The sequence below is a fragment of the Paenibacillus vortex V453 genome (assembly GCF_000193415.1).
GTDB classification, from domain to species: Bacteria; Bacillota; Bacilli; order Paenibacillales; family Paenibacillaceae; genus Paenibacillus_AQ; species Paenibacillus_AQ glucanolyticus.
Window position 1 is genome coordinate 324,878 of sequence record NZ_ADHJ01000014.1, and the last position, 26,416, is coordinate 351,293.

29 protein-coding genes and 1 pseudogene are annotated in these 26,416 nt (G+C 51.4%); 25 read left to right on the plus strand and 5 right to left on the minus strand.

The window, feature by feature from the left end; genetic code table 11:
• Nucleotides 1-172: 172 nt before the first annotated feature.
• Nucleotides 173-544 (minus strand): YheC/YheD family protein, encoded by a 372-nt coding sequence (locus tag PVOR_RS31535; RefSeq protein WP_419144498.1) that lies wholly within the window; start codon nucleotides 542-544, stop codon nucleotides 173-175.
• Nucleotides 545-596: 52 nt separating this feature from the next.
• Nucleotides 597-1,274 carry a YheC/YheD family protein gene (locus tag PVOR_RS31540; RefSeq protein ID WP_234972811.1) on the minus strand — a complete coding sequence of 226 codons (678 nt, stop codon included), beginning with the start codon at nucleotides 1,272-1,274 and terminating at the stop codon, nucleotides 597-599.
• Between the two features lie 294 nt (nucleotides 1,275-1,568).
• On the opposite strand from PVOR_RS31540, the gene PVOR_RS08335 reads away from it, so the two are divergent.
• The 20 genes and pseudogenes from PVOR_RS08335 to PVOR_RS08425 all read left to right on the plus strand — a co-directional run bounded on the left by PVOR_RS08335 (nucleotide 1,569) and on the right by PVOR_RS08425 (nucleotide 18,286).
• Nucleotides 1,569-2,714 carry a glycosyltransferase family 4 protein gene (locus PVOR_RS08335; RefSeq protein WP_006208711.1) on the plus strand — a complete coding sequence of 382 codons (1,146 nt, stop codon included), beginning with the start codon at nucleotides 1,569-1,571 and terminating at the stop codon, nucleotides 2,712-2,714.
• An 82-nt stretch (nucleotides 2,715-2,796) separates the two neighbouring features.
• Nucleotides 2,797-3,222: a hypothetical protein gene (locus PVOR_RS08340; protein ID WP_006208712.1), complete on the plus strand. Its 426-nt coding sequence runs from the start codon at nucleotides 2,797-2,799 to the stop codon at nucleotides 3,220-3,222.
• Nucleotides 3,164-3,358, plus strand: coding sequence for a WIAG-tail domain (locus tag PVOR_RS31545; protein ID WP_234972812.1), 195 nt, complete (start codon nucleotides 3,164-3,166; stop codon nucleotides 3,356-3,358). The genes PVOR_RS08340 and PVOR_RS31545 overlap by 59 nt, the downstream gene beginning before the upstream one ends.
• 175 nt (nucleotides 3,359-3,533) lie before the next feature.
• A complete protein-coding gene (locus tag PVOR_RS08345; RefSeq protein WP_006208713.1) occupies nucleotides 3,534-4,394 on the plus strand; it encodes a glycosyltransferase family 2 protein in 861 nt (286 codons plus the stop codon).
• A 154-nt stretch (nucleotides 4,395-4,548) separates the two neighbouring features.
• The gene (locus PVOR_RS08350) at nucleotides 4,549-5,484 is read left to right on the plus strand and encodes a glycosyltransferase family 2 protein (protein WP_006208714.1); all 936 of its coding nucleotides are present in this window, start codon (nucleotides 4,549-4,551) and stop codon (nucleotides 5,482-5,484) included.
• Nucleotides 5,481-6,242 (plus strand): glycosyltransferase family 2 protein, encoded by a 762-nt coding sequence (locus PVOR_RS08355; protein WP_006208715.1) that lies wholly within the window; start codon nucleotides 5,481-5,483, stop codon nucleotides 6,240-6,242. Before PVOR_RS08350 ends, PVOR_RS08355 begins: the two co-directional genes overlap by 4 nt.
• Nucleotides 6,239-6,970, plus strand: a complete 732-nt coding sequence (locus PVOR_RS08360; protein WP_006208716.1) for a sugar phosphate nucleotidyltransferase — start codon at nucleotides 6,239-6,241, stop codon at nucleotides 6,968-6,970. The genes PVOR_RS08355 and PVOR_RS08360 overlap by 4 nt, the downstream gene beginning before the upstream one ends.
• Nucleotides 6,967-7,680 carry a glycosyltransferase gene (locus PVOR_RS08365; protein ID WP_006208717.1) on the plus strand — a complete coding sequence of 238 codons (714 nt, stop codon included), beginning with the start codon at nucleotides 6,967-6,969 and terminating at the stop codon, nucleotides 7,678-7,680. The genes PVOR_RS08360 and PVOR_RS08365 overlap by 4 nt, the downstream gene beginning before the upstream one ends.
• A gap of 72 nt (nucleotides 7,681-7,752) precedes the next feature.
• Entirely contained in the window at nucleotides 7,753-8,043 is a 291-nt protein-coding gene (locus PVOR_RS08370; protein WP_036641331.1) for a hypothetical protein, read from the plus strand.
• 32 nt (nucleotides 8,044-8,075) lie between these two features.
• Nucleotides 8,076-8,387, plus strand: coding sequence for a hypothetical protein (locus PVOR_RS08375; RefSeq protein WP_234972816.1), 312 nt, complete (start codon nucleotides 8,076-8,078; stop codon nucleotides 8,385-8,387).
• On the plus strand, nucleotides 8,387-8,701 hold the full coding sequence (locus PVOR_RS08380) for a hypothetical protein (RefSeq protein ID WP_006208720.1): 315 nt from the start codon (nucleotides 8,387-8,389) through the stop codon (nucleotides 8,699-8,701). The genes PVOR_RS08375 and PVOR_RS08380 overlap by 1 nt, the downstream gene beginning before the upstream one ends.
• A gap of 3 nt (nucleotides 8,702-8,704) precedes the next feature.
• On the plus strand, nucleotides 8,705-9,013 hold the full coding sequence (locus PVOR_RS08385) for a hypothetical protein (protein WP_006208721.1): 309 nt from the start codon (nucleotides 8,705-8,707) through the stop codon (nucleotides 9,011-9,013).
• A gap of 204 nt (nucleotides 9,014-9,217) precedes the next feature.
• Entirely contained in the window at nucleotides 9,218-10,315 is a 1,098-nt protein-coding gene (locus PVOR_RS08390; protein ID WP_006208722.1) for a CgeB family protein, read from the plus strand.
• A gap of 38 nt (nucleotides 10,316-10,353) precedes the next feature.
• Nucleotides 10,354-11,478 carry a CgeB family protein gene (locus tag PVOR_RS08395; RefSeq protein ID WP_006208723.1) on the plus strand — a complete coding sequence of 375 codons (1,125 nt, stop codon included), beginning with the start codon at nucleotides 10,354-10,356 and terminating at the stop codon, nucleotides 11,476-11,478.
• Between the two features lie 167 nt (nucleotides 11,479-11,645).
• Complete coding sequence (locus tag PVOR_RS08400; RefSeq protein WP_040680382.1) at nucleotides 11,646-13,028, plus strand: glycosyltransferase family 4 protein; 1,383 nt, start codon at nucleotides 11,646-11,648, stop codon at nucleotides 13,026-13,028.
• Nucleotides 13,029-13,177: 149 nt separating this feature from the next.
• On the plus strand, nucleotides 13,178-14,272 hold the full coding sequence (gene wecB, locus PVOR_RS08405; RefSeq protein WP_006208725.1) for a non-hydrolyzing UDP-N-acetylglucosamine 2-epimerase: 1,095 nt from the start codon (nucleotides 13,178-13,180) through the stop codon (nucleotides 14,270-14,272).
• The gene (locus PVOR_RS08410; protein ID WP_006208726.1) at nucleotides 14,262-15,248 is read left to right on the plus strand and encodes a polysaccharide biosynthesis protein; all 987 of its coding nucleotides are present in this window, start codon (nucleotides 14,262-14,264) and stop codon (nucleotides 15,246-15,248) included. The genes wecB and PVOR_RS08410 overlap by 11 nt, the downstream gene beginning before the upstream one ends.
• Nucleotides 15,245-16,073, plus strand: a pseudogene (locus tag PVOR_RS08415) (dTDP-4-dehydrorhamnose reductase family protein). The gene PVOR_RS08410 and the pseudogene PVOR_RS08415 overlap by 4 nt, the downstream one beginning before the upstream one ends.
• On the plus strand, nucleotides 16,055-17,014 hold the full coding sequence (locus PVOR_RS08420; RefSeq protein ID WP_006208727.1) for an NAD-dependent epimerase/dehydratase family protein: 960 nt from the start codon (nucleotides 16,055-16,057) through the stop codon (nucleotides 17,012-17,014). Before PVOR_RS08415 ends, PVOR_RS08420 begins: the two are co-directional and overlap by 19 nt.
• Before the next feature lie 174 nt (nucleotides 17,015-17,188).
• Nucleotides 17,189-18,286, plus strand: coding sequence for a YhcN/YlaJ family sporulation lipoprotein (locus tag PVOR_RS08425; RefSeq protein ID WP_006208728.1), 1,098 nt, complete (start codon nucleotides 17,189-17,191; stop codon nucleotides 18,284-18,286).
• An 88-nt stretch (nucleotides 18,287-18,374) separates the two neighbouring features.
• Here PVOR_RS08425 and nagA read toward each other — a convergent pair whose 3' ends face one another.
• From nagA to PVOR_RS08440, 3 genes are read right to left on the minus strand one after another with little or no spacing between them, the layout of a single operon-like run.
• Nucleotides 18,375-19,562 (minus strand): N-acetylglucosamine-6-phosphate deacetylase, encoded by a 1,188-nt coding sequence (gene nagA, locus PVOR_RS08430; protein ID WP_006208729.1) that lies wholly within the window; start codon nucleotides 19,560-19,562, stop codon nucleotides 18,375-18,377.
• Nucleotides 19,559-20,287 (minus strand): glucosamine-6-phosphate deaminase, encoded by a 729-nt coding sequence (gene nagB / locus PVOR_RS08435; protein WP_006208730.1) that lies wholly within the window; start codon nucleotides 20,285-20,287, stop codon nucleotides 19,559-19,561. The genes nagA and nagB overlap by 4 nt, the downstream gene beginning before the upstream one ends.
• A gap of 3 nt (nucleotides 20,288-20,290) precedes the next feature.
• Complete coding sequence (locus PVOR_RS08440; RefSeq protein ID WP_006208731.1) at nucleotides 20,291-21,166, minus strand: MurR/RpiR family transcriptional regulator; 876 nt, start codon at nucleotides 21,164-21,166, stop codon at nucleotides 20,291-20,293.
• 289 nt (nucleotides 21,167-21,455) lie between these two features.
• On the opposite strand from PVOR_RS08440, the gene PVOR_RS08445 reads away from it, so the two are divergent.
• The 5 genes from PVOR_RS08445 (at nucleotide 21,456) to PVOR_RS08465 (ending at nucleotide 26,351) form a co-directional block, all read left to right on the plus strand.
• The gene (locus PVOR_RS08445) at nucleotides 21,456-21,680 is read left to right on the plus strand and encodes a helix-turn-helix domain-containing protein (protein WP_006208732.1); all 225 of its coding nucleotides are present in this window, start codon (nucleotides 21,456-21,458) and stop codon (nucleotides 21,678-21,680) included.
• A gap of 221 nt (nucleotides 21,681-21,901) precedes the next feature.
• On the plus strand, nucleotides 21,902-22,180 hold the full coding sequence (locus PVOR_RS08450) for a hypothetical protein (RefSeq protein ID WP_006208733.1): 279 nt from the start codon (nucleotides 21,902-21,904) through the stop codon (nucleotides 22,178-22,180).
• 182 nt (nucleotides 22,181-22,362) lie between these two features.
• Nucleotides 22,363-24,129: a sensor histidine kinase gene (locus PVOR_RS08455; protein ID WP_006208734.1), complete on the plus strand. Its 1,767-nt coding sequence runs from the start codon at nucleotides 22,363-22,365 to the stop codon at nucleotides 24,127-24,129.
• A gap of 1 nt (nucleotide 24,130) precedes the next feature.
• Nucleotides 24,131-24,916, plus strand: coding sequence for a response regulator transcription factor (locus tag PVOR_RS08460; protein WP_006208735.1), 786 nt, complete (start codon nucleotides 24,131-24,133; stop codon nucleotides 24,914-24,916).
• 115 nt (nucleotides 24,917-25,031) lie between these two features.
• A complete protein-coding gene (locus tag PVOR_RS08465; RefSeq protein ID WP_006208736.1) occupies nucleotides 25,032-26,351 on the plus strand; it encodes an extracellular solute-binding protein in 1,320 nt (439 codons plus the stop codon).
• Nucleotides 26,352-26,416 lie beyond the last annotated feature (65 nt).

Genomic DNA, 26,416 nt, shown 5'->3' on the forward strand with positions numbered 1-26,416 from the left:
GCTGGTTTTTTATGCTGTTCCACTGATGAAAATTCATTCCCTTCACAGGTTACCGCTGCATTGAGGTGAACGACCTGTGAAGCATGGCTGTATGCTCTCTTCCAATTTGCAGGATTTCCCCCTCCTATAGGAAGCGAATGGACCATAACAGGCATCGCATTCAGTCCCTTTTTCAATACGGGGGCCATCCCGCATTGTCATACAGATAGCGGACAAAAGCCATCGGATTGCGGTATGAGTTTTTCCACGCCTCTCCCATACCTGCCTCCAGGAAGCCATACCGTTGATCGCAGCCGTTGCATTCAATGAAATAGAGTCTTTCATCTTCCGTGATGCCAATGTCCAGTCCAAAATCGGCTGCATACGGAATAAACAAGGACAGGATGCGGGCGATATGCAGAGAAAATTCGGAGATACGCTCAAGGGTAGCTCCTACAGGTGCATGAGGCATACAGCGGGTCAGTATATCAGGCACCTGATAGGCAGAGCCTCCTTGAGCAATGTTGGAGACAAAGGTTTGGGGCGGTGAGGTTTTGGCGAACATGCCAGCAATCTCCCAGCCGCCGCTGCCTCCCCGCTGCACAGTGACCCTGATGTCAAAAGGACGTCCCCGTGTATTCTGCCAGGGGGATTCGCTGCTGCGCTAGAAAGGGCGCGCGCCTGATCCTCTGGTATATCAGAGGATGAAGTCTCCCTTCAGCCAACGCTACCGTTCTCCAGCCTCTTGCAGAAGGCAAGGAACGGGAATAGGTCAGATGGGTGCGTCCAGGGCTCCTTTTTAACCGCATAATCCCAACTCCGACACTTCCGCTGCACGGCTTTAAGACGAGGTCACCGTGCTGACTCAGCATGGACCGAATCGAGAGAGGAGTAGCTTTTACCGTATGGGGCAAGGCGTGGGCCAATTCAGGGTCCTGCTCCAGCATATGGTGAATCTTGTCTTTACCATAGCGGGTGCGCCCGTTAAACACATAGATTCCTTGTTGAATCAGGTGATCGATCAGCTTGAGTTCACGTCTGTTGTATATGGCTCGCATATGGATCACACGGGGAATGGGAATATGCACTTTGGTGTATCCGGATGAAATCGGGATGTATCCTGTCACCTTTCCGGTATCCCGTGAAATATGATGAATGGTAAAAAAACAAGGAACCAGCCCGTACATGGCAGCGGCTTCTTCATAGTTAGCCAGTGATTCAGTGCCGATTCTCCCGCTGGAAATTCTGCGATACGTGTTGTTGTTGAGCAGAATGCCGACAAATTCCGGATGCATGGTCATCCTCCTTGTTACCATAGATCATGTAGTCTTTGTACCACATCGTATGCATAAGGAAGATTGTCCCGGATGGACGGGTGTCGCCCGTGGTTGGCCTATTCTTTATTATTAATATTAGTCACCAACAGCCCCTTATCCGGTATATGTTAAGGTATTAGGCCATACAAATGACGGGAGTGCGCCTTTTTGGAGACAGCATGCAAACACGACGGCTATAGAGCCAGGGTCTCCTTTGAAATCAATCAGCAGAGGTTTTTTCATATAGCTAAGTTGTGAGAAGGGTGTGGAGTTATGAGTTTGCGGAAGGTGGCGGTTGTGACGCCGGGGTCGTTTGTTATTCCATCGGGGAGGAGCAGCTCCGTGGAGCGTGTGGTGGAGCAGACCATTCCCTTGGCACAGGAAGTCATGGATGTGCGCATATTCGGAGTGTTGGGAAAAGGGCTTCCGTCCAAGGACGCGATCAACGGTGTACCGTGTTATCGACTTCCATCTGGAGCGAACTACTATCCTTCCTTGCTGCGCAGGCTTCAAAAATGGAGACCGGATATTATCGAAGTGCACAATCGGCCGCTGCTAGCCCAGCGCCTGAAGATGCATCTTCCTGATGTGAAGACAGTACTCAATCTCCATTCCAATACCTTCGTCACGCCTCCGTACATGAGTGAACAGCGGTTTGGGAACATTGCTCGCTGGATGGACGGGATTGTAGTCAACAGCCGTTTTCTACTGGAGGATATTACGACCAGGCATCCGTGGCTGTCGGATAAAATCACGATTAATCACCTCGGGGTTAGCCTTGAGCATTTTACCCCGCCCTTCAGCCCGGCTGCCAAGGCATTGAAGGAAGCAAGGCTTGCTCAGCACGGATGGAGCGGGCGGCGCATTCTCCTGTTTGCCGGACGGCTCATACCCGATAAAGGCGTCCACCACTTAATTGAAACACTGCCACAGATCATTGACAAGCATCCGGACGTGCTGCTGCTCATTATCGGGAGCGCAGCTTACGGCTCGGACCGGGAAACCGCTTATGTAAGGGAATTAAAAAGGGCTGCCAGGCCGTATCAGCAGTGGGTGTGCTTCCGCCCCTTTGTGCCTTATCCGGCTATAGCCGACTGGTACACGCTGGCGGATATCGTGGCTGTTCCATCTGCGCCCAGAGAGGCCTTTGGACTGGTCAACGTTGAGGCAATGGCGGCAGGCGTACCGGTTATCGCATCAAGCGCAGGAGGCATTCCGGAAATTGTAGAGAATGGGGTGACGGGTTACTTGGTTCAAAGCGATGATTTTCCTACCGGGCTTGCAGAGCAGATCAACAATCTGCTTCAGGACGAAAATCTTCGCAGACAGATCGGAATGGCTGGCCGTGAAACGGTGCGGCAGCGGTTCAGATGGAACCACACAGCAGAGCGCTGGGTCCATCTGATGCAGACCATCTGATGGAAACCGAGGGGACTGTGGCAGGAGCCCCCCTTGCCGAATAGGATGAAGTAACGATTAGAAGCAGAGGAGAGAGCCGACAGTGAACAAAGCCAGAAGGATCACCAGGGGAAGAGGGAAGAGATCGTACCGGCGATATCCTGGCCGTCTCAAAACATCCACGTTCAGAACGAGCGCGGATCATGGTGGAAGCGAATATGCCCTGGCCGATGATACGATCGGCGCCGCTCATCTTCGGCATCGCAGCGTAAGGAGTGAGGCGATTGAAGACTATTCCGTGTACAGCATTCATCTGTCCCCTGAATCGATTACTTCTTCTAAAATTGCAATCCATTCGGTGGATGTGGATCATTTGAACTTTAATCCGGTGCAAGGGACAACTGACAGACCGTTAATGCAGCAGTTCGGCAATATACCGTTCGTGTTTCCGGAAGACGTGGACGACATCGATGTTGCCGTATCGCTTCACGTCTCCCGTATGCCGACGCAAACTATGCGATGGTGGTAGTTCGTGCAGCGATCCGGCATTTCAGGCGGGGGTTAGGTCACGGAACGAACTTCAGGCGGTAGTTGGCATTACAAGAAACGAAGGCAGTCAGCTAGCTGCCGGGTGGGTGTCGTGGATAGCGGTAGGCGGACATTAGGAGTGAAAAAAAGGCGGGGAGGAAACTCCCCGCCCTTTTTGTGTGTACAGGTAGCAGATGGGGGATGAGCATGGCGCATAACCGTACATATGCCGTTACGGTGAGTGAGAGCAAACATACAATAGCATAGATTGCCAAGGAGCAAGTGACGTTACATGGGAGGAGGAGTACGAATATGCGTAATGTGCAGCGGTTAAGACCACGAAGATCGGTTGCACGGCGAGCCTCCAGAAGAGGAGTGCAGCCGGCAGATCCGGCTAACCGTATAACCTACCGTCCTTCGGAACCACAGATCCCAAGAGATAATCATCCCAATCCGTTGGTATCCGTCATTATTCCGGCTATGAATGAAGCAGGCAAAATCGGTGCGGTGATAGCAGAGGCCCGGGCGGTTCACCCCGAAACGGAGGTTATTGTGGTTGCGAATGGATGCAAGGATCAAACGGCATCGGTCGCAGAGCGAATGGGAGCTAAGGTATTATCTTTTGCGGAGCCGCTCGGTAACGATGTTGGACGAAGTGTAGGCGCACAAGCAGCTAAAGGACGAATTCTTCTTTTTACAGACAGCGATATGGTTATTCCTTCTGGTGAATTAAGGCCATTCGTACAGGCGGTGCTGTCTGGTGTGGATGTGGCCCTGAACGATTACACCGGCCCTGTCGATCGGTCGCCGGTTCACCGGGTTATTCTTGCGAAATATACATTAAATTCGATTCTGGGCAGGTCTGATTTGCGGGGAGCGTCCATGACAGCCGTGCCGCATGCATTAAGCCGCCGGGCGCTCGATGTCATGGGTGCAAGGGAACTGTCGATTCCTCCCAAAGCGCAGGCAGCTGCGATGAGCCGGGGGCTGCGGGTGGAGGCGGTTTATCGCGTTGAGGTCGGACGCTTGAACCCGGGACGGACAACGGGCGGGGATCCGCTCGAAATGCTGGTGCTGGGCGATCATCTGGAAGCACTGGAAGCCGTGATTGCGGAGAGGGGCGTCCGCGGCGGATATCACGATGGAGGACGAAGACGGAGCTTGGTGAGGTGAGCACGTGCAGAAGGTAATTTATAAAAAATCATTCCGATTAGGCCGTTACAGCCAAAGGCGTTCAAGAAAAGCAAAGGGCTCCCCCCGAGCCTCCACAGCCTTCCGATCCTCGCTGAGCAGTCGGTGGCAACGGCTGGCATGGAGTGCGGGAGGCATGGCTGGCAAAAGGAACAGGACTGTTTCCAGCAGTGCGGCCTCGGCTGCCTTTGGACTGTGGTTGTATTCCAGTGGAATTCCCCGGCACCAATTCTACCATGTAATGCCGAGTGCAGCTGAAGCTTTCCGGCGCGGGTACGCCAGAAGCTCCAGGGAGCCTGTCCCCGCGCCACTGCTGCCGCCTCTGAACGGGCGCGTTTCCGTTATCGTGTCTGCCTGCAATGAGGCAAGCTCGATCCCGATGGTGCTGCGGGAGCTGAAGCGACTTCCATTCCATGAGATCATTGTGGTCGAGAATGGAAGTCAGGACCACACGTACGCTGCAGCACGTTCATTTGAAGGGGTCATTGTTGCGCATATTCCGGATCGTCTGGGGCATGACGTGGCCCGTGCCATGGGGGCCAAGATGAGCACTGGCGACATCATCCTGTTCATGGACGGGGATATGCCGGTATCTGCCGAGAAACTGAGCTCGTATCTGGTGGCGGCAGATCGGGGAGTGGATGTAGCTTTAAACGATATTATGCCGCTTCTGCCGGCTTTTGAACGACAAGATGAGGTTACCCGCTGTAAAACCTTTCTCAATCGAATGATGGGGCGCGATGATCTCGAGGCTAATTCTCTAACGGCTGTGCCGCACGCCATGACAAGGCATGCCATGGAGCGCATTGGGTATGGGAACCTTGCGGTTCCGCCCATGGCCCAGTCCCTGGCTATAAGACAGGGACTTCGGATTGAAGCGGTGCAGACGGTGGATGTTCTCAGTATGAACCGGAGAAGAAAAACGAACCGGGGCAAGGACAATCCGGTAGCAAGGCTGATCATTGGCGATCATGTTGAAGCGCTTGGAGAAACGATGAAAGACCTTGGCGCACGTCTTCAATGGGGACAGGTGTCACGAACGGAACTAGCCTTACGGAGGAACAGCCTATGAGCGGACTTACAAGCATTATTATCCCCACGTTTAATGGACTGCATCTGCTGCGAACTTGCGTGGATCATATTCGTGCTTATACTGATGTACCCTACGAGATTATCGTGGTAGATAACGGATCCCGGGACGGCACCGGCGAATATTGTCTTCGTGAGAAGCTGCTGCTGATTTCCCTGCCGGAGAACACCGGATTTCCCGTTGCGTGCAACCGCGGTCTTCGGATGGCTTCGGGTGACCAATTACTGCTGCTGAACAACGATGTCTTTGTCTCGCCTCGCTGGCTGACGTTATTGCTGGAGGCGCTGTACAGCCGGGAGGAGATCGGGATCGTTGGACCTGTAACGAATTACGCAAGCGGAATTCAGCAGGTGGAGGCAGGGTATACGGACATCACGGGTTACATCCATGAAGCGGAGCGCTGGAATGTGACGAATCCGGGGCGCTGGCAGGAAGTGAACCGCATTGTCGGACTATGTTATCTGTTTAAGCGCACGGTCATGAACCGGGTTGGACTGCTGGATGAAATGTTCTCGCCCGGTCATTACGAGGATGATGATTACTGTTATCGTGCCCGTCTTGGCGGGTTCAAGCTATTGGTCGCAGGCAACGTTCTGGTACATCATGAGGGCAGCGCGAGCTTCCGGAATCGGTTTCCGGGCGGGTTCCAGGACCTGATTGAACGAAATCGGAAACGGTTTGTGGAAAAATGGAACGTGGACCCATTACAATTCATCGAGGAGAGAGGTGACGCATCATGAAGGGCGTATTATTGGCGGGAGGAAACGGCACCCGGCTCCTTCCGCTAACGAAATATATGAATAAGCACCTGCTTCCGGTAGGAAAGTATCCGATGATTGCATATGGAATACACAAGCTCCAGCAGGCTGGCATTGATGACATTTTGTTAATTACCGGCTCCAAATCGGTTGGTCTGTATGCGGAGTATTTGGAGAACGGACGGAATTTCGGTGTCAATCTAACCTACAGGGTGCAGGAACAAGCGGGGGGTATCGCGGAAGCGCTGGAGCTTGCCAAGGGATTCATCCCGCCAGACGAGAAATTTGTTGTTCTCCTGGGGGATAACTTGTTTCAGGATGATTTAAAGCCCTTCATCCAGTGTTATACACAGCAGCCGCCTGGTACTGCAATGGTGCTGCTCAGCCCTACGGATAATCCTCATCGGTACGGTGTGCCTGTTTTTGCGGAGGATGGCAGCGGGAAACTGCTCTTCATTGAGGAGAAACCCGTAAATCCCCGGAGCCGTCATGCGGTGACCGGAATATATATGTATGACCATAGTGTGTTTGAAATCATCAGCCGAATCAGTCCGTCGGACCGAGGGGAATTGGAGATTACCGATGTCAATAATCTGTACGCAGCTGCTGGGACACTGGTGTATGACATTCTGCAGCAATGGTGGTGTGATGCCGGTACTTTTGAATCGCTGCAGGAGGCGGCTGTACACATGAAGGATGCATTGCCATGAAAAGACGACGTGCAGCGAGAGCCACGCTCAATACCACAGAGAAACGGGAAGGGGGATCCGGGGAGAGTTATCGAGCCGGTTACCAGGCAGGCTATGCACTGGGACTGAGGCTTGGACAGGAGGATCGAGGCAGTGTATTTGATGGAACGAGCATTATAATTCCTGCCCATCCGCATCATGATTCAGCCGTTCAAGTCATTCAGCATGTGGAGACCATGACCCCCCACCTGTATGAAGTGCTTGTTGCAGATGCTGGGGCCACACCGGCCACAAGACGGTATATTCATGGACGGAGCGGAGCCATACGGCATATTAAGGGGAAGAGCGGCGACAATCTTGCTGTTGTCATAAACAGGGCCATCTCCACATCGCTTGGTGAATATATCGCCGTATTGGCTTATGATGCTCCGAATCTGGACAACTGGCTGGGGGTACTGATAAGGGAGCTTGAGCGCGAGCCTGCTATCCGAATGGTCTATGCCAGTTCCGGGGGCTTAACGACGACACAAGAGGCGGCACAGCAAGTCCCGCTTTCCGGACAGAAATTAAGCTGCTTGCTGTTCAGGCGTAAACTTCCGGAAGAGATCGGATTGTGGATGGAGGATATCGGTTCTGCAGAGGATAGCATGCTCAAATGGCTGGAACGGATACCGGTGGAGCAGAGGTCCAGAATTGAGGCATCCACCGTATTTGCAGGAGGAAAGTTATAGGCGGGTGTTTTGCACGGAGAATCCGTTCTCCGCATATGCTGAACAGATAGAAGAGTGAAGGGGAGTACCGACGTGGAAAGCAAAATTGATGATATGATTGCGCATCTTTCACATTCTCAGCAGCAGCTGGCCCGGATATTGGAAGCTCAGCGCCATGCTGCTGTTCGCATGGCTCAAATTATACATTCTCTTCCTGATTATGAACTTCAGCTTGCTGAAGGATCAAGATCATCTGGAGGGCATACGGTACAAGTTAATCGCAGTATCGTGTCTTATCTGAATGCGATGGCGGACCTGCAGCAAACGGCGGCGGACAGCTTGGAGATTGTATTAAAGGAACTGAGAGAGCAGGATGAAGAATAACCCGGTATCATTACCGGATGACAGAGGCGGGAGTGCAGTTGAGCAAAGAAGAGTCTTTGATGCGTATGCTGGAAGCGGCCGTCGCCATTCAGCGCGAGACCTCTCTGATCCTGGAGGGCAAGGCCGTCGAAGCGGAGAAGGTTCGTCAATGGGTGTTGTCCCAAGAGCCCTCAATGGGCGGATTGAAGGATTCGCTGGTCATTCATGAGCAGATTGTGGAGCAGATCGAGGGACTGACGCGTATCGGATCAGGTCTATGCCGAAATCTGCGAGTGGCTTTAGGTACCGAGGATCAGGCTGCCAGCGGAGGTTTTGACGAGTTTGATTTTGGAGAATCGGACTGATGATTACACGTACCCACCGGGAACATACAGCAAGAGTGGCCATGATCTCATCCATTGCCAGAAGTCAGGAGGCGCTGGCAGACATACTTCAGAACATTGCAGAGGTTTCTGCTCATTCTGATGTGACCGCGCGAAAGCTTGCAGAGAATATTCGATTATTGACCGGCTACCAGTCGGTCATGACTGAAATGCTGACAGGAATTCCCTTGAACCGGACCCAATGGGGATCTCCTTCATCCCCATGGCTTGCGGTTGGACGCATAGCCAACTCTAGTACAGCAGCACAGGAAGAATCAAAGGACTCAGGAGGTTAAAGGATGAAAGTGAAATCAACGGTTTTACGAACGCGAAGACGTACACGTCCTATCGGCAGCAGAAAAATATCCTCAGCTGTAAGACGTTTGAAGGTCGTAAAGGGCGTGAGACGGCGTCGTGGCGTCAGCTCCAGCTTACGTAAACGTCGCGGAATCCGGGGGCGCTACCGTTTAAGAAGAAGCGGACGCGTGTTCTTTCCGGCCTCTTCCCAAGCGTATAATCAGGGCTACAATCAGGCCTATGATGAAGGGTTTAAATCGGGTTTTGCACAAGGATATGAAGACGGTCAAATCCCACCTGCGCCGGTATGACGGCAGGCAGGGCGGCTCTCACGGAAGGCTTGAATCCGTGGGAGACCGCTCTTTTTTATTTTTTTGCCAATCCTGTCATGACCAGGCTAGACGTAAGGGCATCCGCCAAATTCCCCGTCTCAGGGACAGTCGTCCATGATGCATTCGTCCTCTTGGCATATAGTTATATGAACCTTTGTAAATCCCATAAGAGACAGGGTGGAAATGGTGAGTTTATCGAAGCGTACAGGTCAGAAGGAGGGCTACCGGGCAGGTTACAGTGAAGGTTACCGTTTGGGTGGGTGCCGTGCGCTGATCGATCGTATTCCAACCGAGCCCCCGCCATATTTCAATGTGAAGGTCATGTATGTCCCCCAAGGCTTTGAATCCATTGATGAAGGAGTATCCAGCGGACTTGGCAAAATCGTCAGGGAATGCATCGTCGTACGTCCGGAACAGGTGCTGGAAGCAGCCTTGCAGCAGAGACCGGATATCATTCTGGTCATGAACGGTCTGCATGTTTTTCCGGATGATTTTCAGCATTCGATGACTCAGCTCCGCGAAGCAGGCTTCCGAACGGCCATCTGGTTTGTGGATGATCCGTATTTCACAGAGGAAACACCGGGGCTGGCACAACACTTTGATGTTGTGTTCACGCATGAGCTGAGCTGTGTTCCATTATATCAAAGTGTCGGGGTGAGGGAGGTTTATTATCTTCCTTTGGGGGTTCATCCGGAGCTGTTTACCCCGTTGATGGCAGGGCCGGCTTATCGTTCGGACATTTGCTTCATCGGGAATGCGTTTCGAAACCGTGCGGCCTTGTTTGATGAATTGGCACCGTTCTTGAAGGGAAAGCAGGTTCGCATCATCGGAGGCTACTGGGAGCGGCTTGCCCGCTATAAAGAGCTCTCCCCCTTCATACACAGCGGTTTCATACCGCCTGCGGAAACCGTGAAATTCTACAACGGCGCCAAAATTGTAATCAACCTGCACAGGCCAACCCAGAGCGGTGATGACAACCGCAACAGCCTGAATTTACCGGGCCGTTCGATCAATCCGCGGACATTTGAGATCAATGCTTGCGGAACACTGCAAATTACGGATATCCGGGAGGATCTGAGCCATTATTACACGCCTGGGATCGACATCGAGACCTTTGGTTCTGTCCAAGAATTGAAACATAAGATTTCCTATTATCTTTCTCAGGAGGATCAGCGCAGAAGTATAGCGCAGCGAGCGCTGCAGACGACCATGACGAGACATACGTATGTTCACCGACTGCCTGAACTTCTGACATTGATCGAGGCCCAACGTTTGAATTAGCAAGTTGTCCGAGCAAATATCAGGGAGGAGCGAAGCGGATGCCTAAAAGTTTAGCTGCCGGACCCCGTCGGTCCGCCGTATCCGATGCATATGGACGAGGCAGGAATGCAGGTATGCACGCCGGATATGATGAGGGGTATTTTCGAGGGAAATCACAGGGTATCGTTAACCGGGTTGTCTATACGCCGCCTGTGAGGGATATCCATGTGTTGTTTGTCAGCTCGGGAAAAGGATTTCCTTACTCGCCGATTGACGAGGCGATTATTGGTACACTGCACGGCATGGTACGCCAGGTTTCATTGACGGATGCCAAGCAGGACGTAGCTGCAGAAGCAAGCCGTACGCGGCCGGATCTTGTACTGGTGCTTGACGGCATGTATTTGCCTGTGGAACAGATGGATGCGGTTCGGGCCATGGATATTCGGACGGCCGTCTGGATGACGGACGATCCGTATTATACGGATATGACCGTAGACTGGATCCACCACTACGATTATGTATTTACACTGGAACTGAACTGCGTGGCCCATTATCAGAACTTAGGCTGCTCCCAGGTTCACTATTTGCCGTTTGCCGCGTTTCCCGTACACTATCGTCCGATTGCCATGCCGGGAGCAGCTAAGCGGGATATCGGTTTTGTTGGTACAGCGTATCCGAAGCGAATTCAGTTTTTTGAGCCCATTATGGACCAATTGATGGCACACCGGACCTTTATTAACGGTAACTGGTGGGAGAAATTCCCGGGTTACGGCCGATTTAACAACCAGATTGAGATCAACAAGTGGATGGGTCCGGCGGAGACTGCGGACGTATATAACAGCGCCAAGATTGTTATCAATTTGCACCGTGCGGTGGATGACGATGAAATCAATCAGAACAGCGGACATATACCGGCGGCTTCCCCGAATCCGCGTACGTTTGAGATTAGTGCTTGCGGCACGCTTCAGCTCTGCGATGAGCGGTCAGATCTGGCGCGGTTCTATACACCAGGTGTGGAGATTGACACCTACCGGTCTCAGGGTGAGCTGCTGGAGAAGGTAGAGTACTATCTTGCTAACGACCACCTGAGAAAAGAGATCGCACATCGTGCCCTGGAGAGAACCTATCAGGAGCATACCTATGCACACCGCCTGAATACGCTCTTCTCGGTTATCTTTCCTTGATCCTGGCTCAGAAATAGTTCAATGATGGGGGAACAAGCGTCGTTACGGTGTCTTTGTTTTTCTAATATATTGTACCAACTGGGTGAAAAGGAGGTGGATCGCATCCGGTACTGCCACAATCACGGTTACTGTAGATGCGGATAATACCGATGGCCTTTAAACCGAAAATGTTGATTTTTTCACACGTATCCAATCCATCCAGCATTACGGGAGCGGAGAAGCTGCTTCTGTTCTTCTGCGGACAGATGACTCCTTATTTTGATTGCGTTCTGGTTGCACCGAACGAAGGCCGGCTGACTATATTGGCGAGACAATCCGGGATTACGGTCAAAATCCACAGAATTCCATTGTTTCACAGCGTGTATACACCGGGTTCCAATCTTTTGGCCGAAGCCAATAAGCTGATGGCAACATCGGTTTTCCGTGGATTGATGAAATGGATTGCAGGTGAGGCCCCGCAGGTAATTCTGACAAATACGTGTGTGCACTTTATGCCGGCAGCAGCGGGCAAGAGACTTGGAATTCCCGTAGTATGGCAATTGACCGAAAAAATTACGGAAAACGGGAACGCCCATTTGGCCACTTCGTTAATCCATCAGTACAGCAACTGGCTGGTCAGCATTTCCGAATCCGTAGCCGAGAGTTTCCCGGTGGAAGTCAGGCAGTCCAAAATGACGGTACTCCCTCCATCCTGGATTGAGTCTGATATTCAGCCAGCCGCATGGGCGACAACGAGAGCTTCCTTTCGCGGCAGTCTCGGCATCACTGCAAATCAACCGTTAATTGGTATGATTTCTTCATTTCTGATCGAGAGCAAAGGGGTGCATCACTTCATAGACATGGCGCTCTCGCTCAAGGATGCTTACCCCGACGCAGCCTTTCTCATCGTTGGGAGTGCGCTGAATCCGGATTATGACATATTGTGCCGCGATCGCATTGCTTCGGCGGGAGCTCAGACATCGTTTCAGTATTTGCCGGATCTCAAGACGTATATCACTCAAGTATATTGTGCCCTTGATGTCGTGGTGGTACCGAGTCTGATACCGGAGGGATTCGGATTAACGGCTCTGGAGGGGCTGCTGCACGGGAAGCCGGTTGTAGCCTACGCATCAGGAGGACTTCAGGAGGTCCTGACGGCTGCCGGATGCCCGCATCTGCTCGCGATTCCCGGGAGCCCGGCCTCACTGGCAGAGAAGGTGAGGTTCATCCTGGATCAGCCGGATCGGGGCGAGGCTCTGGGTATGCAGAACCGCCTTCAGATCCAGGCTGTATTTGGTCCAGAGGTGTACGGAATGCGATTGAACGGCATGGTTTCACGCTGGATGAATGAATATCCTGCATGGTTTCAGGTGACGGCAAGACGGGTGAAGCGCCGGGTTGTTCCGGCGAGACGACGTAAGCAGAATAGCCGCAGGAAGAAACGAAGTGCTGCTGTTGCGCGTCGGTTATTCGTTCGTAGACGAACCAAGAGACCGGAAGGCAGGGCGACCAGGCGACGGGCATCAAGGCTTAGACTACGCAGAACGTCCGCAAGGCGACGAAAGGCATGAGACGAGGTCAACAGCAGAGCGGTGAACGGTCTAGGCTTACTTCAAAAAGTCCGCTTCCGTTCTGCTGTCTCACGAAAGCGAGAAGAATGGTCGTGCTACGGAGTTATCGCCTTCGGATCTGTGATTAAGTTGGCAAGGGAGAATCCGATATGAAAGTCATGACGATCTTGGGTACGAGGCCCGAAATTATCCGATTAAGCTTGATCATTCCTCTTCTAGACCAGTATGCAACGCGGCATGTGCTTGTGCATACGGGACAAAATTTCACCAATACCTTAAGCGGGGTCTTCTTCTCGGAGATGGGGCTCCGCAGTCCGGACTATGTGCTTCAGGACCGCCAGGCCACGCTGGGAGGCCAGTTGTCCGTTATGTTCAGCCGAATGGAGGAAATATTGGAACAGGAGCAGCCGGACACGGTTCTGCTGCTGGGTGATACAAACAGTGCGTTATGTGCTGTGCTGGCAGAGCGTCTGGGATACCCGGTGGTGCATATGGAAGCCGGCAACCGCTGCTTTGATCTGGATGTGCCTGAAGAGAAGAACCGCAAAGTCATAGATGCGGTGTCCTCCATCAATATGCCCTATACAAACTACAGCAAGAATCATCTGCTTCGAGAGGGAGTGCCTAGTCAACGAATTGTCCTGACAGGGAACCCGATCTATGAAGTGATGAAGCATTACGAAGCTCAGGTCAATCAGAGCCGGATTATGGAGAAGCTGTCGCTCTCCCCCCAGCAATATTTTCTGATTACGATACACCGTTCAGAGAATGTGGATCGACCTGAGAATTTGACGGAAATATTAAATGGGTTAAATGCGGTCGCTGAAACGTTCGGAAAGCGACTCATATGCAGTTTGCATCCCCGGACGGCCTCGCGTCTTGAAGGGGCCAAGGATGTTCAACTTCATCCGCTTATTGAATTTCATGAGCCATTCGGCTTTTTTGATTTTGTACGACTCGAGAAAGAGGCACTCTGCGCGATCACGGACAGCGGTACGGTGCAGGAGGAGTGCTGCATCATGCACGTTCCTACGGTAACGGTTCGCCGGACGACGGAGCGGCCGGAAACTGTGGACTGCGGAAGCAACATCGTCTCCGGTTTGAATGCTGAGCGTATCCATGGAGCGGTCAAACTGATGACGCAGCTGGGTCGTGACTGGGTGTGCCCTGAGGGGTATTTAGCGGACAATGTGTCGCGTACCGTCGTAAAATATGTGCTTGGAGGGAAAGTGAATGTTCACTAATCAACGGATTTTGGTGACTGGCGGCACAGGCTCTTGGGGACATGAACTGATCACGCAGCTTCTGCCGCTAAATCCTAAGCAGGTCATCGTTTATTCCAGAAGCGAGGCTACGCAGGTGGCTATGGACCGTGAGTTTGAAGATCCAAGACTCACTTTCCGAATCGGAGATATTCGCGACAAGGAAGCTCTAACAGCAGCCTGTCAGGATGTGGATTATGTATTCCATCTGGCGGCACTGAAGCACGTTCCTGTGTGCGAAGAGCATCCCTATGAAGCTCTGAAAACCAATGTGGTCGGCACACAGCATGTCATTGAGGCTGCTATTGAAAATCAAGTGAAAAAAGTGATCTATATTTCAACGGATAAGGCAGCGAATCCATCCAACTTTTACGGCATGACCAAAGCGATTGGCGAGAAACTAATCGTGTATGCTAATCTGTTGAGTAGGCACACCAAATTTGTCTGTGTGCGGGGTGGAAATGTTCTTGGAACGAACGGAAGCGTCGTTCATGTATTCAAGAATCAGATCCGGCAGAAGGGTCAGATCAGCATCACGGACCATAACATGACCCGATTTTTCCTGACCTTGAAGGATGCGATATCCCTGCTGTTCAAGGCATCGATTGAAAGTGTAGGCGGCGAAATTTTTGTTATGATGATGCCGACCTGCCGCATTGTGGATTTGGCAGAAGTACTGATAGATGCTTCTGGCAGAAGCGACGTTACACTGGTCGAAACGGGTATTCGGCCGGGTGAGAAGATTCATGAAATTCTTATGAGTGATTTTGAAAGCTTGACTACGGTGGTTTATGATGATGAATACCTGGTCATATTGCCGACACTCGAAATTCCCGATCTGAAGGAGCGGTATCAGGGCTTATCCAAAGTATCCTTCAACAGCTTCAGCTCGGAGCATCAATTAATGACCAAGACCGAGATACGCGAAATCCTTCAACGCGGAGGATTCTTGCCATGAAGATGCTCATTCTCGGGGGCAACGGTATGGCGGGACATATGCTTGTTCAGTACTTTCAGTCGTTCGGCAAGCATCATGTCTTTTACACGACCCGGGACAGACATGATTCACAAGGCCTTGTGCTGGATGTAACCGATATGAGTGCCGTGGAGCATATAATCAAAGCGGTTCGGCCGCATATGATCATCAACGCTGTAGGTGTTTTGAATCAACGGGCAGAGTGATGACAAAATTAATGCATATCATATCAACGGATTTTTGCCTCATCGTCTGCGGTATTTAGCGGACGCCATATCGGCCCGACTTATTCATATCAGCACGGATTGCGTGTTTCTCGGAGACAAAGGGGGTTATCGGGAAGACGATCTTCCCGATGGCGTGACTTCCTATGCGTTAACGAAAGCACTGGGCGAAGTGCAGGACCCGGATCACCTAACGATTCGCACCTCCATTATAGGACCCGAAATCCGGCAGAGTGGAATCGGTTTGTTCAACTGGTTTATGAAGCAGCGAGGTCAAGTTTCCGGTTATCGCGCCGTGCAGTGGAACGGGGTAACCACGCTTGAGCTTGCTAAAGCGATCGAGTTCTTCATGAATAAGGACGTCGGGGGTCTGATACATCTCGGACATCCGAATCCGGTAAGCAAATACGATCTGCTGCTGCTGTTCAAGGACATATGGGGAAAACATGATGTTGTTGTAGTGCCAACCGACGATATGGTTCAGGATCGGACTCTGCGAAGCACGCGGCTGGATGCGTTATATCCATTCCCGGATTATGTTCAAATGTTAAAGGAGATGTACGCATGGCAGCAGGATCATTAAAGGATCAAAAAATTCTCATAACAGGGGCAGCAGGTTTTACCGGCTTGCATGCTTGCGACTATTTCGTCCGGCAGGGATGTACCGTTATTGCTGCCGGGCGGAACAAGCAGGCGCTGGAGTCCATACAAGGCGTCATTCCGGCCGTGTGCCATCTCGAGAACCGTGAACAGGTGGATATTCTGATTCAAGAGAGCCTTCCTGATTATATTTTGCATTTAGCCGGAAAAAATTCAGCTTCAGAGTCCTGGAAACAACCGGCTTCTTACATGGAGAGCAACGTGATGGCCACCATATACCTTCTTGAAGCGCTGCGGCAGCACTGCCCCGATAGCCGTTTGGTTATGGTAGGCTCCAGGTTAAGTGTGGACCCTGCAAAAGGCGCGGCTGCCGTTCCTCATCCTTACAGCCTCAGTAAAACCTTTGCCAGCTGGTCCGCAGCTGCCTGGCATGGTATGTACAACCAGCATATCGTTCTGGCTGAGCCGTCCAATCTGATTGGCCCCGGCGAATCAACAGGCTTCTGTACGCTGCTTGCCCGCTATATTGCGGGTTATGAAACAGGTCGAAATTTTCCGTTGTTCCGTATAAGCTCTCGCTACGAATCAAGGGATTTCCTGGACGTTCGGGATGCGGTAGCAGCTTACAGCATATTGCTTCAAGAGGGCACTCCCGGGATGACCTATCCGATCAGTTCCGGTACGGAACATACCCTTGGAGAGCTCGCTGAGGCACTGCTCCTGCATACACAGGCAGCCGTGCCGATGGATTGGGGTCCCGAATCCGCTCCCCTCTCATTAGATTCATTAAATAAAGGAACCGGGGGGCAGCAGGGTACCGAGCTTCTTAAAGCGCTGGGCTGGAATTCACAGTACCCTCTGGAGCGGTCGCTAGCCGATATTATGGATTATGCCAGAATACAGGCACAGCAGTCCTCTTCATAATAGAACAATCAAACGCCGATGGATCGATCATGATCTGATCGGTGTTTTTTTGTACATAAAATTAGGCATGATAAGCAGTAATCTTCCATGTTAAAACCTTTCAGCATACCGATTCCGGCGCAAGGTCATCCTAAACGATGTTAATACACCTATTATAGAGATGGAGGATGAATCATGATTAAATCCAAAGCCCTCAACCTGACCGTCTCCACAGCATTGCTCCTCAGTATGGCTGCGGTAGCAGGATGCGGCAACACCACAGACGGCAACACGACACGTACAAACAACGTGGACAAGGGTCGTGTTGGTGTGAACTCCGTGCGGAACAACAACCAGCACGTTCGCAGCACCCAGCAGCATGACCTGACAAACCTGAAGTACAGCAAGACGCTGTCCCAAAAAGTGTCGGATATTAGTGGCATGGGTCCTGCACATGTATTCGTAACCAATCACAGCGCGTATGTTTCGCTGCCCAAAGAGGGCGCGAACACCAACAGCATTGATGGACATGTTACGGGTATGAGCACGGCAAACCGTTCTGACGGCCGTTCAATGACAGGCATGAACAAAACGAATGTGAGGAACCGTACGTTCAACACTTCGGGTACAGGCAGTGTGGGGCTTCTGAGCAATATGGCTAGAGGCACAGAGCGTGTCGTGGAGAATACCACTCGTGCTGTAGAAAACACAACAGGTCTTGGCCGAACCGCCGATAACCGCGGCTTTGGCGTTAACGGAACGACGACGAATGGCGGTTTTGGCGGCAGCAACTATAATACGTTAAACGGAACGCGCAATAACGGACTTATGGGTACTAACGGAACTCGTACCAATGATTATATGGGGTACGGCACGCGTACCAACAGTCTTACCGGTACCGACGGGACGGTAAACAATACTCATATGGGAACTGGCATCAATGGAGTGCCTTATGGAACTTACGGAAACAACATGGGCATGATGAGCGCTCGTGAAGAGGTTCCTCAGCATGTGCGTCATGAAATTACGAACAAGATTCGTAAAACCGCTCCACATATCAGTCAAGTATATGTTTCCACAGATGAGGGATTTTATCAGCATGCCAAAGGTTTTGTAACGGGGGGTAACGCCAAGAATACGGTTGGAACACTTTCCCGTGATTTTGGGTCATGGATTAACCGTGTGTTCCCGCTTAATGTAGGAACTCGTGATGGTATGAATGATACACGCGGCAACATGACTAAAAATGATACGGACGACGGTTGGTTTGGCGGCAATCGAAACAGCCGGTAAAATTTCTATACAAAAAGGAGCTGCCCTGTAGGATTGAAATCATCCTATCCTAGGCGGCTCCTTTGCTATTTATAATGAATGCTATACCTTAATGTTTGCGTTGTCCTTGAATCCATACTCCTTGCAGCTCAAGATCGCTGGAAAGAACGAGGATGTCGGCGAGTTTGCCGGCTTCAAGCGATCCCGTGCGATCGGCGATGCCAATTTTTCTGGCTGGATTCATACTTCCGATGGTGGAGGCCTGCTCAATGCTGAGTCCAACCTCCCGAACCAGCAGCTGGAACCCTTTAATCATCGTTAATGTGCTGCCCGCGAGACTGTCTCTGTTATGCTTGAGCGTGGCAATGCCCTTCTCAACAACAACGGGCAAATCACCCAGCGTATATTCGCCGTCAGGCATGCCGGTAGCCGACATGGCATCCGTGATGAGAATCAGATTCCCATCCTGCTTCATGCGGGCCAGTATCCGAATTGCCGCGGGGTGGACGTGGATGCCGTCTGCAATGATTTCGCAGCTTAACCGATCATCGCTAAGCATCGCACCAACCACGCCTGGCTTGCGGTGGTGAAGCCCTGTCATCGCATTAAACGTGTGCACGCCATGACTAAGGCCGGCCTCGACAGCGGCTTCTACTTCCTCATAGGTTGCATCCGTATGACCCAGGGCAGCCACGATTTCGTGTTGATCCAGCCACGAGATTGCCTCTAGTGCCCCTTCACGCTCGGGTGCAAGGGTGACCTGACGAACCAGCCCCGGATATTGAGATACCCATTCTTCCAGCCAGCTAATATTCGCGTGGACGATATGCTCCGGATTTTGCGCACCTGGCCATTTTGGGCTGATAAACGGGCCTTCGAGATGGACGCCTTCCAGTCTGGTATAAGACATGCCCTGATTACGGTAGTCGCTTACTTCCTTCAGTACCCGATCGATTGCTTCTTTAGGCGCAGTCATCGTGGTAGCAAGCATCGCCGTGGTGCCCTGAGAGCTGTGGAAGGATGTAATTTGATCCAAAACATCCTTCGTTGCGTCCATAAAATCCTCACCGTTACCGCCGTGAACATGGATGTCAATAAAGCCAGGCACGATATAGCCATCGGACTGATGGATAACCTCTGCGGCTGCCTGTTTAAGGCTTGCAGGGAGCTCGGAAACATCACCAGCGTATGCGATGTTCTCGCCTTGAATGGCCAGCACACCGTCTGTACGGATGCCCCTGGGCGTCAGTACTTGACCATACAACAATTGGACAGCATTCTTGGCTTCGCTGCTCATACCAGCAATCTCCCTGCGCCTTGATCCAACAGCACAACAACGTTCGGATGGCACTGAAGAAGTGATGCCGGACACTCGGTCGTGATAGGCCCTTTCAACGCACGATGTACAATCTCGGCTTTATCTTCTCCCCGGACGAGAAGGAGGATTTGGCGGGCTTTGAGGATGGTAGCAACCCCCATCGTGATGGCGTGGGTCGGAACATCCGCAAGCGTTGGGAAGAATCTAGCATTGGCGTTTCGAGTTTTCTCTTGAAGCTCTACCAGATGAGTCCCGCCGCTGAGGCTTTCACCCGGCTCGTTAAAACCGATATGTCCGTTATGTCCAATGCCGAGGAGTTGGAGATCAACAGGTCCGAATTCTTCAAGCATTTTATCGTAATTCAGGCATTCCTCTTCCGGATTGGCCGCATTGCCATTCGGCACATGAGTCCGTTCGATCTGGATATCTACATGGTTGAAGAATTTTTCATTCATGAAGGTGCGGTAGCTCTCCGGATGATTCTCAGGCAGGCCCACATATTCGTCCAGATTATATGTTGTGGTCTGCGCGAAGCTGACAAGCCCTTGACGGTGCATCTCAATCAACTTGGCATAGAGCCCAACGGGTGTGCTGCCTGTAGCCAGTCCCAGTGTAGCGCGCGGATTGGTGTGCAGTAAACTGGTGATCAGGTTTGCGCCCGTTTGCACGAATTGTTCTTCATCGCGGAATGTGTAAATATTCATTAGTTATTGTCCTCCTCGGCTTTTGCGATAGTTTTGAACATTAAGATATGACTGCTCCAGACGGGGAACATACGTGGAGAAGTCCCGACTGGCCATACCCATGAACAGAATGTCTATAATGTGAAGCTGGGCAATGCGAGAGGCCATGTCACCTCGGCGCATTCCTTCCTCCAGCGAGGACGAATACAGTGTAATGTCCGCCATGGATGAGATGGCACTGCTTCGGTAGGAAGTAACGCTGATCGTAAATGCGCCTGTGTCTTTGGCACACGCCAACGCATCGATGGTTTCCGGCGTTTCGCCGGAGTATGAAACGGCCACGGCAACATCACTTGAAGTCAGCGTGGAGGCTGAGGTGATCTGCATGTGGGAGTCTGCAAAAGCGGTGCAGTTTTTCCCGATCCGGATCAGCTTCTGGTAAAAGTCCTGTGCCACAATAGAGGACGTTGCCACACCATACAGGTCAATGCGTTTTGCCCGGCATAGGGCATCCACTGCGCGCTCCAGCTGCCCCAAATCCAGAAGCTCTGTCGTATCCCGAATCGACGTCAGGTGATTGGATTCAATCGCCTCTACGATTCCGGCAAGCGGATTGCCTGCAACGATGTCCTGATAACGGGTGCTTCCTGTGCGTGAAGCCAACTCGGCATGGGCGATCTCTGCGGCAAGCTTGAGCTTGAAATCAGGATATCCCTTGCACTGAAAGTTCTTGCAAAAGCGGGTGACTGTGGCAGCGCTGACCTCGCACTGATCTGCAAGATCTTTAATGCCCATATGCACAATCTCGGATGGAGCTGTCAAAATAAACTCTGCGAGCCGTCGTTCCTGACGGGGCAGGCTTTCCTTTTCGACAGAGATAATATGCAAGATTGGTGTCATCAAAAGCCTCCTTCAAGGTTCCCGGTGAGCTTATTTGTGGGCATAACGGATGGGATCTGATTTGAAAATTATTTTTAAAAAAATGAAAAAATAAAGAAAATAATTTTTACTACCCCACATCATAAAGGAACCTTCGGGAGGAATCAAGGATAAAAATCATCAACATGAACCCAGCGCCCAAATTGATGGCCCCTTCCGCACCTTCCCCCCTTCTCCAACATAAGATGAGTTGACTGTATCCCTTACCCTTGTTAGACCACACATACCCGGGCAAGGAGGGGTGACACCATTGAAGGGGACCGACCATAATAGCAAGTTCTTGTTAACCCACCGTGAACGCGAAGTATTTGAATTGCTAGTGCAAGACAAAACGACTCGCGATATCGCCGGGCAGTTGTTTATTAGCGAGAAGACGGTGCGTAACCACATCTCCAATGTCATGCAGAAGCTAAATGTTAAGGGCCGTTCGCAAGCTGTCGTTGAGTTGATAAAACTCGGTGAGTTGAAGATCTGACACCATGCCGGTTGCACGTAACGAAAGCACAGCGAAAGCCTTCCTTCCCGATTCTTACCGGGATTGAGAAGGCTTTTTTGTGTTAAAATGGATGGTAGCAGCTTCTTAATAAATGGCAACGGGTTTGGTGCGTAACTACATATCGGATGTCATGTGAAAATGAATCGGGTAGACTAGCTATTTAGTACAAATAGCCTGCACATGTTGGAGGTGGAATAAACGTGGGATGGATATTGGGAACCATGGTCGTTGTCATCCTTGTTGTCTTCGCCGTTACAGGAATGAAGCGTAAGTCGAGCAGCGTTAGGGGAAGCAACGTCATCCAGTTAAAATCAAAAGCAAACGTGAAAATCGGCAGCGAAAATAACGCTCAGCCCTGCAGTCGATGCCGACACAAGCGCCAACTGACCTTCTGCGCGGATGATGCCGGTGCCGTAAGAGGTTTATGTAACGAATGCAGAAGAGAGCTTGAACAGCATCAGGAATTATATCCGGTATAGCCCATCATATGGAGCTGTATCATAAGAGGAAGTGCGAGGGAAACCTAAACTGCGCGCTGCCTCTTTTTTTAGTGAAAAAGTACATATAGATGCAACCCGCTTCGGGTTGACGAGGACTCCCTAACTTCGGCAAGATTGTGTATAGTGAATAACAGTTCCTAGTCGAAAGGGAGTGTGAGAACTTGAACAGGTTTGGCAGGCTGAATACACTGCGGAATCAAATCTTCCTTGGATTTATGCTGGTGATGATCATTGTGCTGGCATTAGTCGGGGTTTTTGTATACGACCAGGTATCCGTACTGCTGCGCAACAGCGCCGAGAAGCATATTCAGCAGACGGCTGTGCAGGCAACAGGCAAGCTGGATGCGCTGCTCAAGCAGGTGGATACACTCACGGCGCAAATTTCTACCAACGCAACGGTTCAGCGCTATCTGGCACAGGAAACTGCTGGCAAGCCGATTAGCTTCGGAGAACGGCAATCGCTTCAGCAGGAGGTCCGCAAGTATGAATCTTACGCTACAGGCATTCGTTCACTTGAATTATATACGACGGACTACCGGCGGCTGTTTCCGCTGGATGAAGGCAGTCTGACGAGCCGGGTCGGGGTCGATTGGATCTTGGCGGCCGATGCGGGAAAGGGGAGGCTGGTTTGGTTCGGACAGGATCCGAAGGACCCGGACGTGGTGGTGGCTGTTCGGAGAATCCGGCTGATTGACCATTCCTTTGCCCATGGCGGATACCTGCTTGTGAAGCTGGAGAAGGATTATTTTGCGCTTGCTGATTCCACTGGCGGCACGGCTGGCGATTCGCGTGAAACGATGGGGCTGTTTGATCAGGCGGGAAATGAAATATCATCGGATTTTGCGACAGCGGTGGACGCGAAGGATGTTCTGCATCGTGAAGGGGAGACGGTTGCCATTGGCAATGAGGACTTCATCGCCGTGCAGAAGCAGTCGGAGGCGACGGGGTGGAACCTGGTTATCCTGACGCCTGTGGATTATACTACCGAAGGCATAGCGGTGCTGCGGACCGCTATTATCGTATCCGGGGGCGTCGGTGCGCTGCTGTTTCTATTCTTAAGCTTTATCCTGACCACCATGATCATCCGGCCGATTCTGAATCTGATCAAAGCCATGCGCGGCGTAAGGCTGGGAACCCTTAAACCGATTCCGGTCACCTCGAAGACAATGGAGATCAATGAGCTTAACAATTCGTACAACCAGATGGTTGACTCGCTGAACGAATTAATCGAGGTTGTATACGAGAAGGAGATTATTCAGAGCCGAACGGAGCTTAAGGCTCTGCAAGCGCAGATCAATCCGCACTTTCTTTTCAATACTTTGGAAGCGTTTTACTGGGCCTTGGATGATCAGGGGGAAGAGGAACTGGCTCAAATCGTGGTCGCGATGTCTGGATTGTTCCGTTACGTTATCAACAGAAAAGACGAGGATGAATGGGTATCGATCCGGGATGAGCTTGACCATGCGGAGCGTTATTTGATGATTATGAAAATGCGGATGCTGGACAGGCTGTCCTGGAGAATTGAGGCAGATGAAGCGAGCCGTCATGTGCCGATTCCAAAGCTGCTGATTCAGCCAATCGTGGAGAATGCGATTCTGCACGGGGTGGAGCAGAGGCTGGGTCCAGGCACCGTAATCGTGCGTGCACAAGCTGCTGATCATCCGGGATACACGGTCATCACAATTACCGATGACGGTCCCGGCATGGACGAGGAAACGGTAGCCACTCTTTATTCATCGATGGAAAAAGGTTATGCGGCATCCTCTAAAAACAGCGGGGTCGGCCTTGCCAATGTAGAGCAGCGAATCCGGCTGTACTACGCTTCCGAGCAAGCCGGTCTGCACATTGACAGCGTGGTTGGTCAGGGAACCACCATCTCATTTGAAATACCGAATGATTTTCCGGCCATAAAGGGGGAGGGGGAATAGCATGAAAACGATACTGATCGTTGATGATGAACCGAGAACGAGAGAAGGCGTAAGGAAGACGCTGGAGGCTTGGTCATCCGGCCGCTGCCGGATAACAACGGCTGCAAGCGGTGTAGAGGCGCTCCAGTGGCTGCAGGAGCAAGTGGCTCACCTGGTGGTGACCGATATCCGCATGCCTGAGATTGGAGGACTTGAGCTTATTGAAAGATTGCATGAATTAGAGCATCCCCCGGTCATCATCGTGATATCCGGCTATTCGGAATTTGATTATGCCCGTAAAGCACTGCAGTACGGCGTGGTGGATTATCTCCTGAAGCCGCTGGATAAACGAAAACTGGTAGCCGCAGTAGAGTCAGCGCTCGAGCGCGGGGATAAACTAGAACGGATTGAGCGAATGGAGAAACTGGTGGATCCGAAACTGCTGGAGGCAGCACAGCAGGATAAGGGATACAGCATCCAGGTGCAGGAAGCACTGAAGTATGTAGACCTGCATCTCCAGGATTCGGTATCGCTGAAGGAAGTGGCCGAGGTGCTGCACCTGAACTCCAGCTATTTCAGCGTGTTATTTAAAGAGCAGACAGGGCTCACCTTCAGTGAATATATGACGCGCCGCAGAGTGCAGAGGGCCAAGGAGCTGCTGGCCGGCACAGCGCTGCCTGTCTCAGAGATTGCGGAGAAGGTGGGTTACCAGACGTCAAAATATTTTGTGAAAGTGTTCCGCGACCTTGAAGAAGTAAGCCCGAGCCAATATCGCCAGAGCGTATCGGACAGCGGAGAAGAAATCTAATAATAGTGGAATTAGTCCCAATCGTTATGACCTTATAGAATCATCCCCTCACTGATACAATTTGATTAAAGCGGTTTCATTACGCGAACAGCATACTAGAAAAGGGGTTGTAAACGTGTTCAACAAAAAATGGACGGTTCTGCTTCTGACATTGTGTCTCGCTCTGGTAGCGGCTGGTTGTGGATCTAACAACAGCAGCACAGGAGATTCCGGCAACGGTGGCAGCGAAGGCGATAAAGTTACGGTGAACTTCATGCACTTGTGGCCAGCTGGCGTATCCGCCGGACAGAACAAAATTGTGAATCAGATTATCGAAGAATATCAGAAGGAAAACCCTAACGTTACGATCAAACAGGAAGTACTGGATAATGAGCAGTATAAAAACAAATTGAAAGTGCTGTCTGCTTCGAATGAGCTTCCGGACGTTGGAGTAACCTGGGCAGCCGGATTCCTGAAGCCTTATGTCGAAGGCAATCTGTTTGCTCCTGTAGACGATTTGCTTGAGGGTCAGCTGAATGGCAAGTTTGTAGCCGGTACCACCGAAGCTTATGCCATTGACAGCAAAACGTATGCGCTTCCACTAGAATTCAATATCGCTCCCGTATATTACAATAAAGCGATTTTTGAACAGTTTAACCTGGAGGTTCCACAAACCTACGAGGAATTCAAGACAATCGTGAAAACGCTCTCGGATAACGGGATTGCCCCGATTGCACTCGGGAATAAGGATCGCTGGACCGGATCCCTGTGGTACATGTATCTGGCAGACCGGATCGGCGGGCAAGAAGCGCTTGCCAATGCGATTAGCGGTGCCGGTTCTTTCAAGGATGAATCGCTTGTAAAGGCGGCCGCCGAGGTTCAATCTTTGGTGGATAGCAACGCATTTGTCAAAGGATTCAACGGCTTGTCCAACGAGGAAGCCAAATCCGAATTCCTGAACAACAAAGCAGCGATGTATATGATGGGCACTTGGGAACTGCCGAACTTTACAACAAATGAGGAGATCCCGAAAGAGTTCCGCGACAGTGTCGGCTTCTTCAAGTTCCCGACGGTTGAAGGCGGAAAAGGCGATATCAACAGCTGGGTAGGTGGACCGGGCGTAGGTTTGTTCATCGGCGAAAACTCCAAGGTGAAAGAGGAGTCCAAGAAGTTTGTTGAGTATTTCGTAACCAAATGGGGCGAACAATCGGTTACAGGAGCAGGCGTCATTCCAGCAACCAAAGTCGATACATCCACCCTGGAGCTTCCACAGCTGTACATTGATCTGTTTGATGAAATGAACCAGGCCAGCAGCATCACGCTGTTCGCAGACGTTCAAATGGAGGCCAATGCCGCTGAAACGCATCTGAACATGATCCAGGCACTCTTCGGTAAAGCCGTAACGCCGGAGAAATTCTCCGAAGAGCATGATGCAGTGATTACCAAAGGCAAATAAGACTCAGACAACCAAGAAACAGGACCTGATTATCCGGCAGCTATTGCCGGATAATCTTTCCTCAA

Bases quoted from the DNA above. Each gene is read 5' to 3' on its own strand.
- nagB (WP_006208730.1), bottom strand. From the start codon at position 20,287: ATGAATATTTACACATTCCGCGATGAAGAACAATTCGTGCAAACGGGC.
- PVOR_RS08460 (WP_006208735.1), top strand. From the start codon at position 24,131: ATGAAAACGATACTGATCGTTGATGATGAACCGAGAACGAGAGAAGGC.
- PVOR_RS08350 (WP_006208714.1), top strand. From the start codon at position 4,549: ATGGCTGGCAAAAGGAACAGGACTGTTTCCAGCAGTGCGGCCTCGGCT.
- PVOR_RS08425 (WP_006208728.1), top strand. From the start codon at position 17,189: ATGATTAAATCCAAAGCCCTCAACCTGACCGTCTCCACAGCATTGCTC.
- PVOR_RS31545 (WP_234972812.1), top strand. From the start codon at position 3,164: ATGTTGCCGTATCGCTTCACGTCTCCCGTATGCCGACGCAAACTATGC.
- PVOR_RS31540 (WP_234972811.1), bottom strand. From the start codon at position 1,274: ATGCATCCGGAATTTGTCGGCATTCTGCTCAACAACAACACGTATCGC.
- PVOR_RS08380 (WP_006208720.1), top strand. From the start codon at position 8,387: ATGATTACACGTACCCACCGGGAACATACAGCAAGAGTGGCCATGATC.
- PVOR_RS08410 (WP_006208726.1), top strand. From the start codon at position 14,262: ATGTTCACTAATCAACGGATTTTGGTGACTGGCGGCACAGGCTCTTGG.
- PVOR_RS08335 (WP_006208711.1), top strand. From the start codon at position 1,569: ATGAGTTTGCGGAAGGTGGCGGTTGTGACGCCGGGGTCGTTTGTTATT.
- PVOR_RS08400 (WP_040680382.1), top strand. From the start codon at position 11,646: ATGTTGATTTTTTCACACGTATCCAATCCATCCAGCATTACGGGAGCG.
- PVOR_RS08345 (WP_006208713.1), top strand. From the start codon at position 3,534: ATGCGTAATGTGCAGCGGTTAAGACCACGAAGATCGGTTGCACGGCGA.
- PVOR_RS08420 (WP_006208727.1), top strand. From the start codon at position 16,055: ATGGCAGCAGGATCATTAAAGGATCAAAAAATTCTCATAACAGGGGCA.
- nagA (WP_006208729.1), bottom strand. From the start codon at position 19,562: ATGAGCAGCGAAGCCAAGAATGCTGTCCAATTGTTGTATGGTCAAGTA.
- PVOR_RS08395 (WP_006208723.1), top strand. From the start codon at position 10,354: ATGCCTAAAAGTTTAGCTGCCGGACCCCGTCGGTCCGCCGTATCCGAT.
- PVOR_RS08355 (WP_006208715.1), top strand. From the start codon at position 5,481: ATGAGCGGACTTACAAGCATTATTATCCCCACGTTTAATGGACTGCAT.
- PVOR_RS08365 (WP_006208717.1), top strand. From the start codon at position 6,967: ATGAAAAGACGACGTGCAGCGAGAGCCACGCTCAATACCACAGAGAAA.
- PVOR_RS08440 (WP_006208731.1), bottom strand. From the start codon at position 21,166: ATGACACCAATCTTGCATATTATCTCTGTCGAAAAGGAAAGCCTGCCC.
- PVOR_RS08385 (WP_006208721.1), top strand. From the start codon at position 8,705: ATGAAAGTGAAATCAACGGTTTTACGAACGCGAAGACGTACACGTCCT.
- PVOR_RS31535 (WP_419144498.1), bottom strand. From the start codon at position 544: ATGTTCGCCAAAACCTCACCGCCCCAAACCTTTGTCTCCAACATTGCT.
- wecB (WP_006208725.1), top strand. From the start codon at position 13,178: ATGAAAGTCATGACGATCTTGGGTACGAGGCCCGAAATTATCCGATTA.
- PVOR_RS08360 (WP_006208716.1), top strand. From the start codon at position 6,239: ATGAAGGGCGTATTATTGGCGGGAGGAAACGGCACCCGGCTCCTTCCG.
- PVOR_RS08390 (WP_006208722.1), top strand. From the start codon at position 9,218: ATGGTGAGTTTATCGAAGCGTACAGGTCAGAAGGAGGGCTACCGGGCA.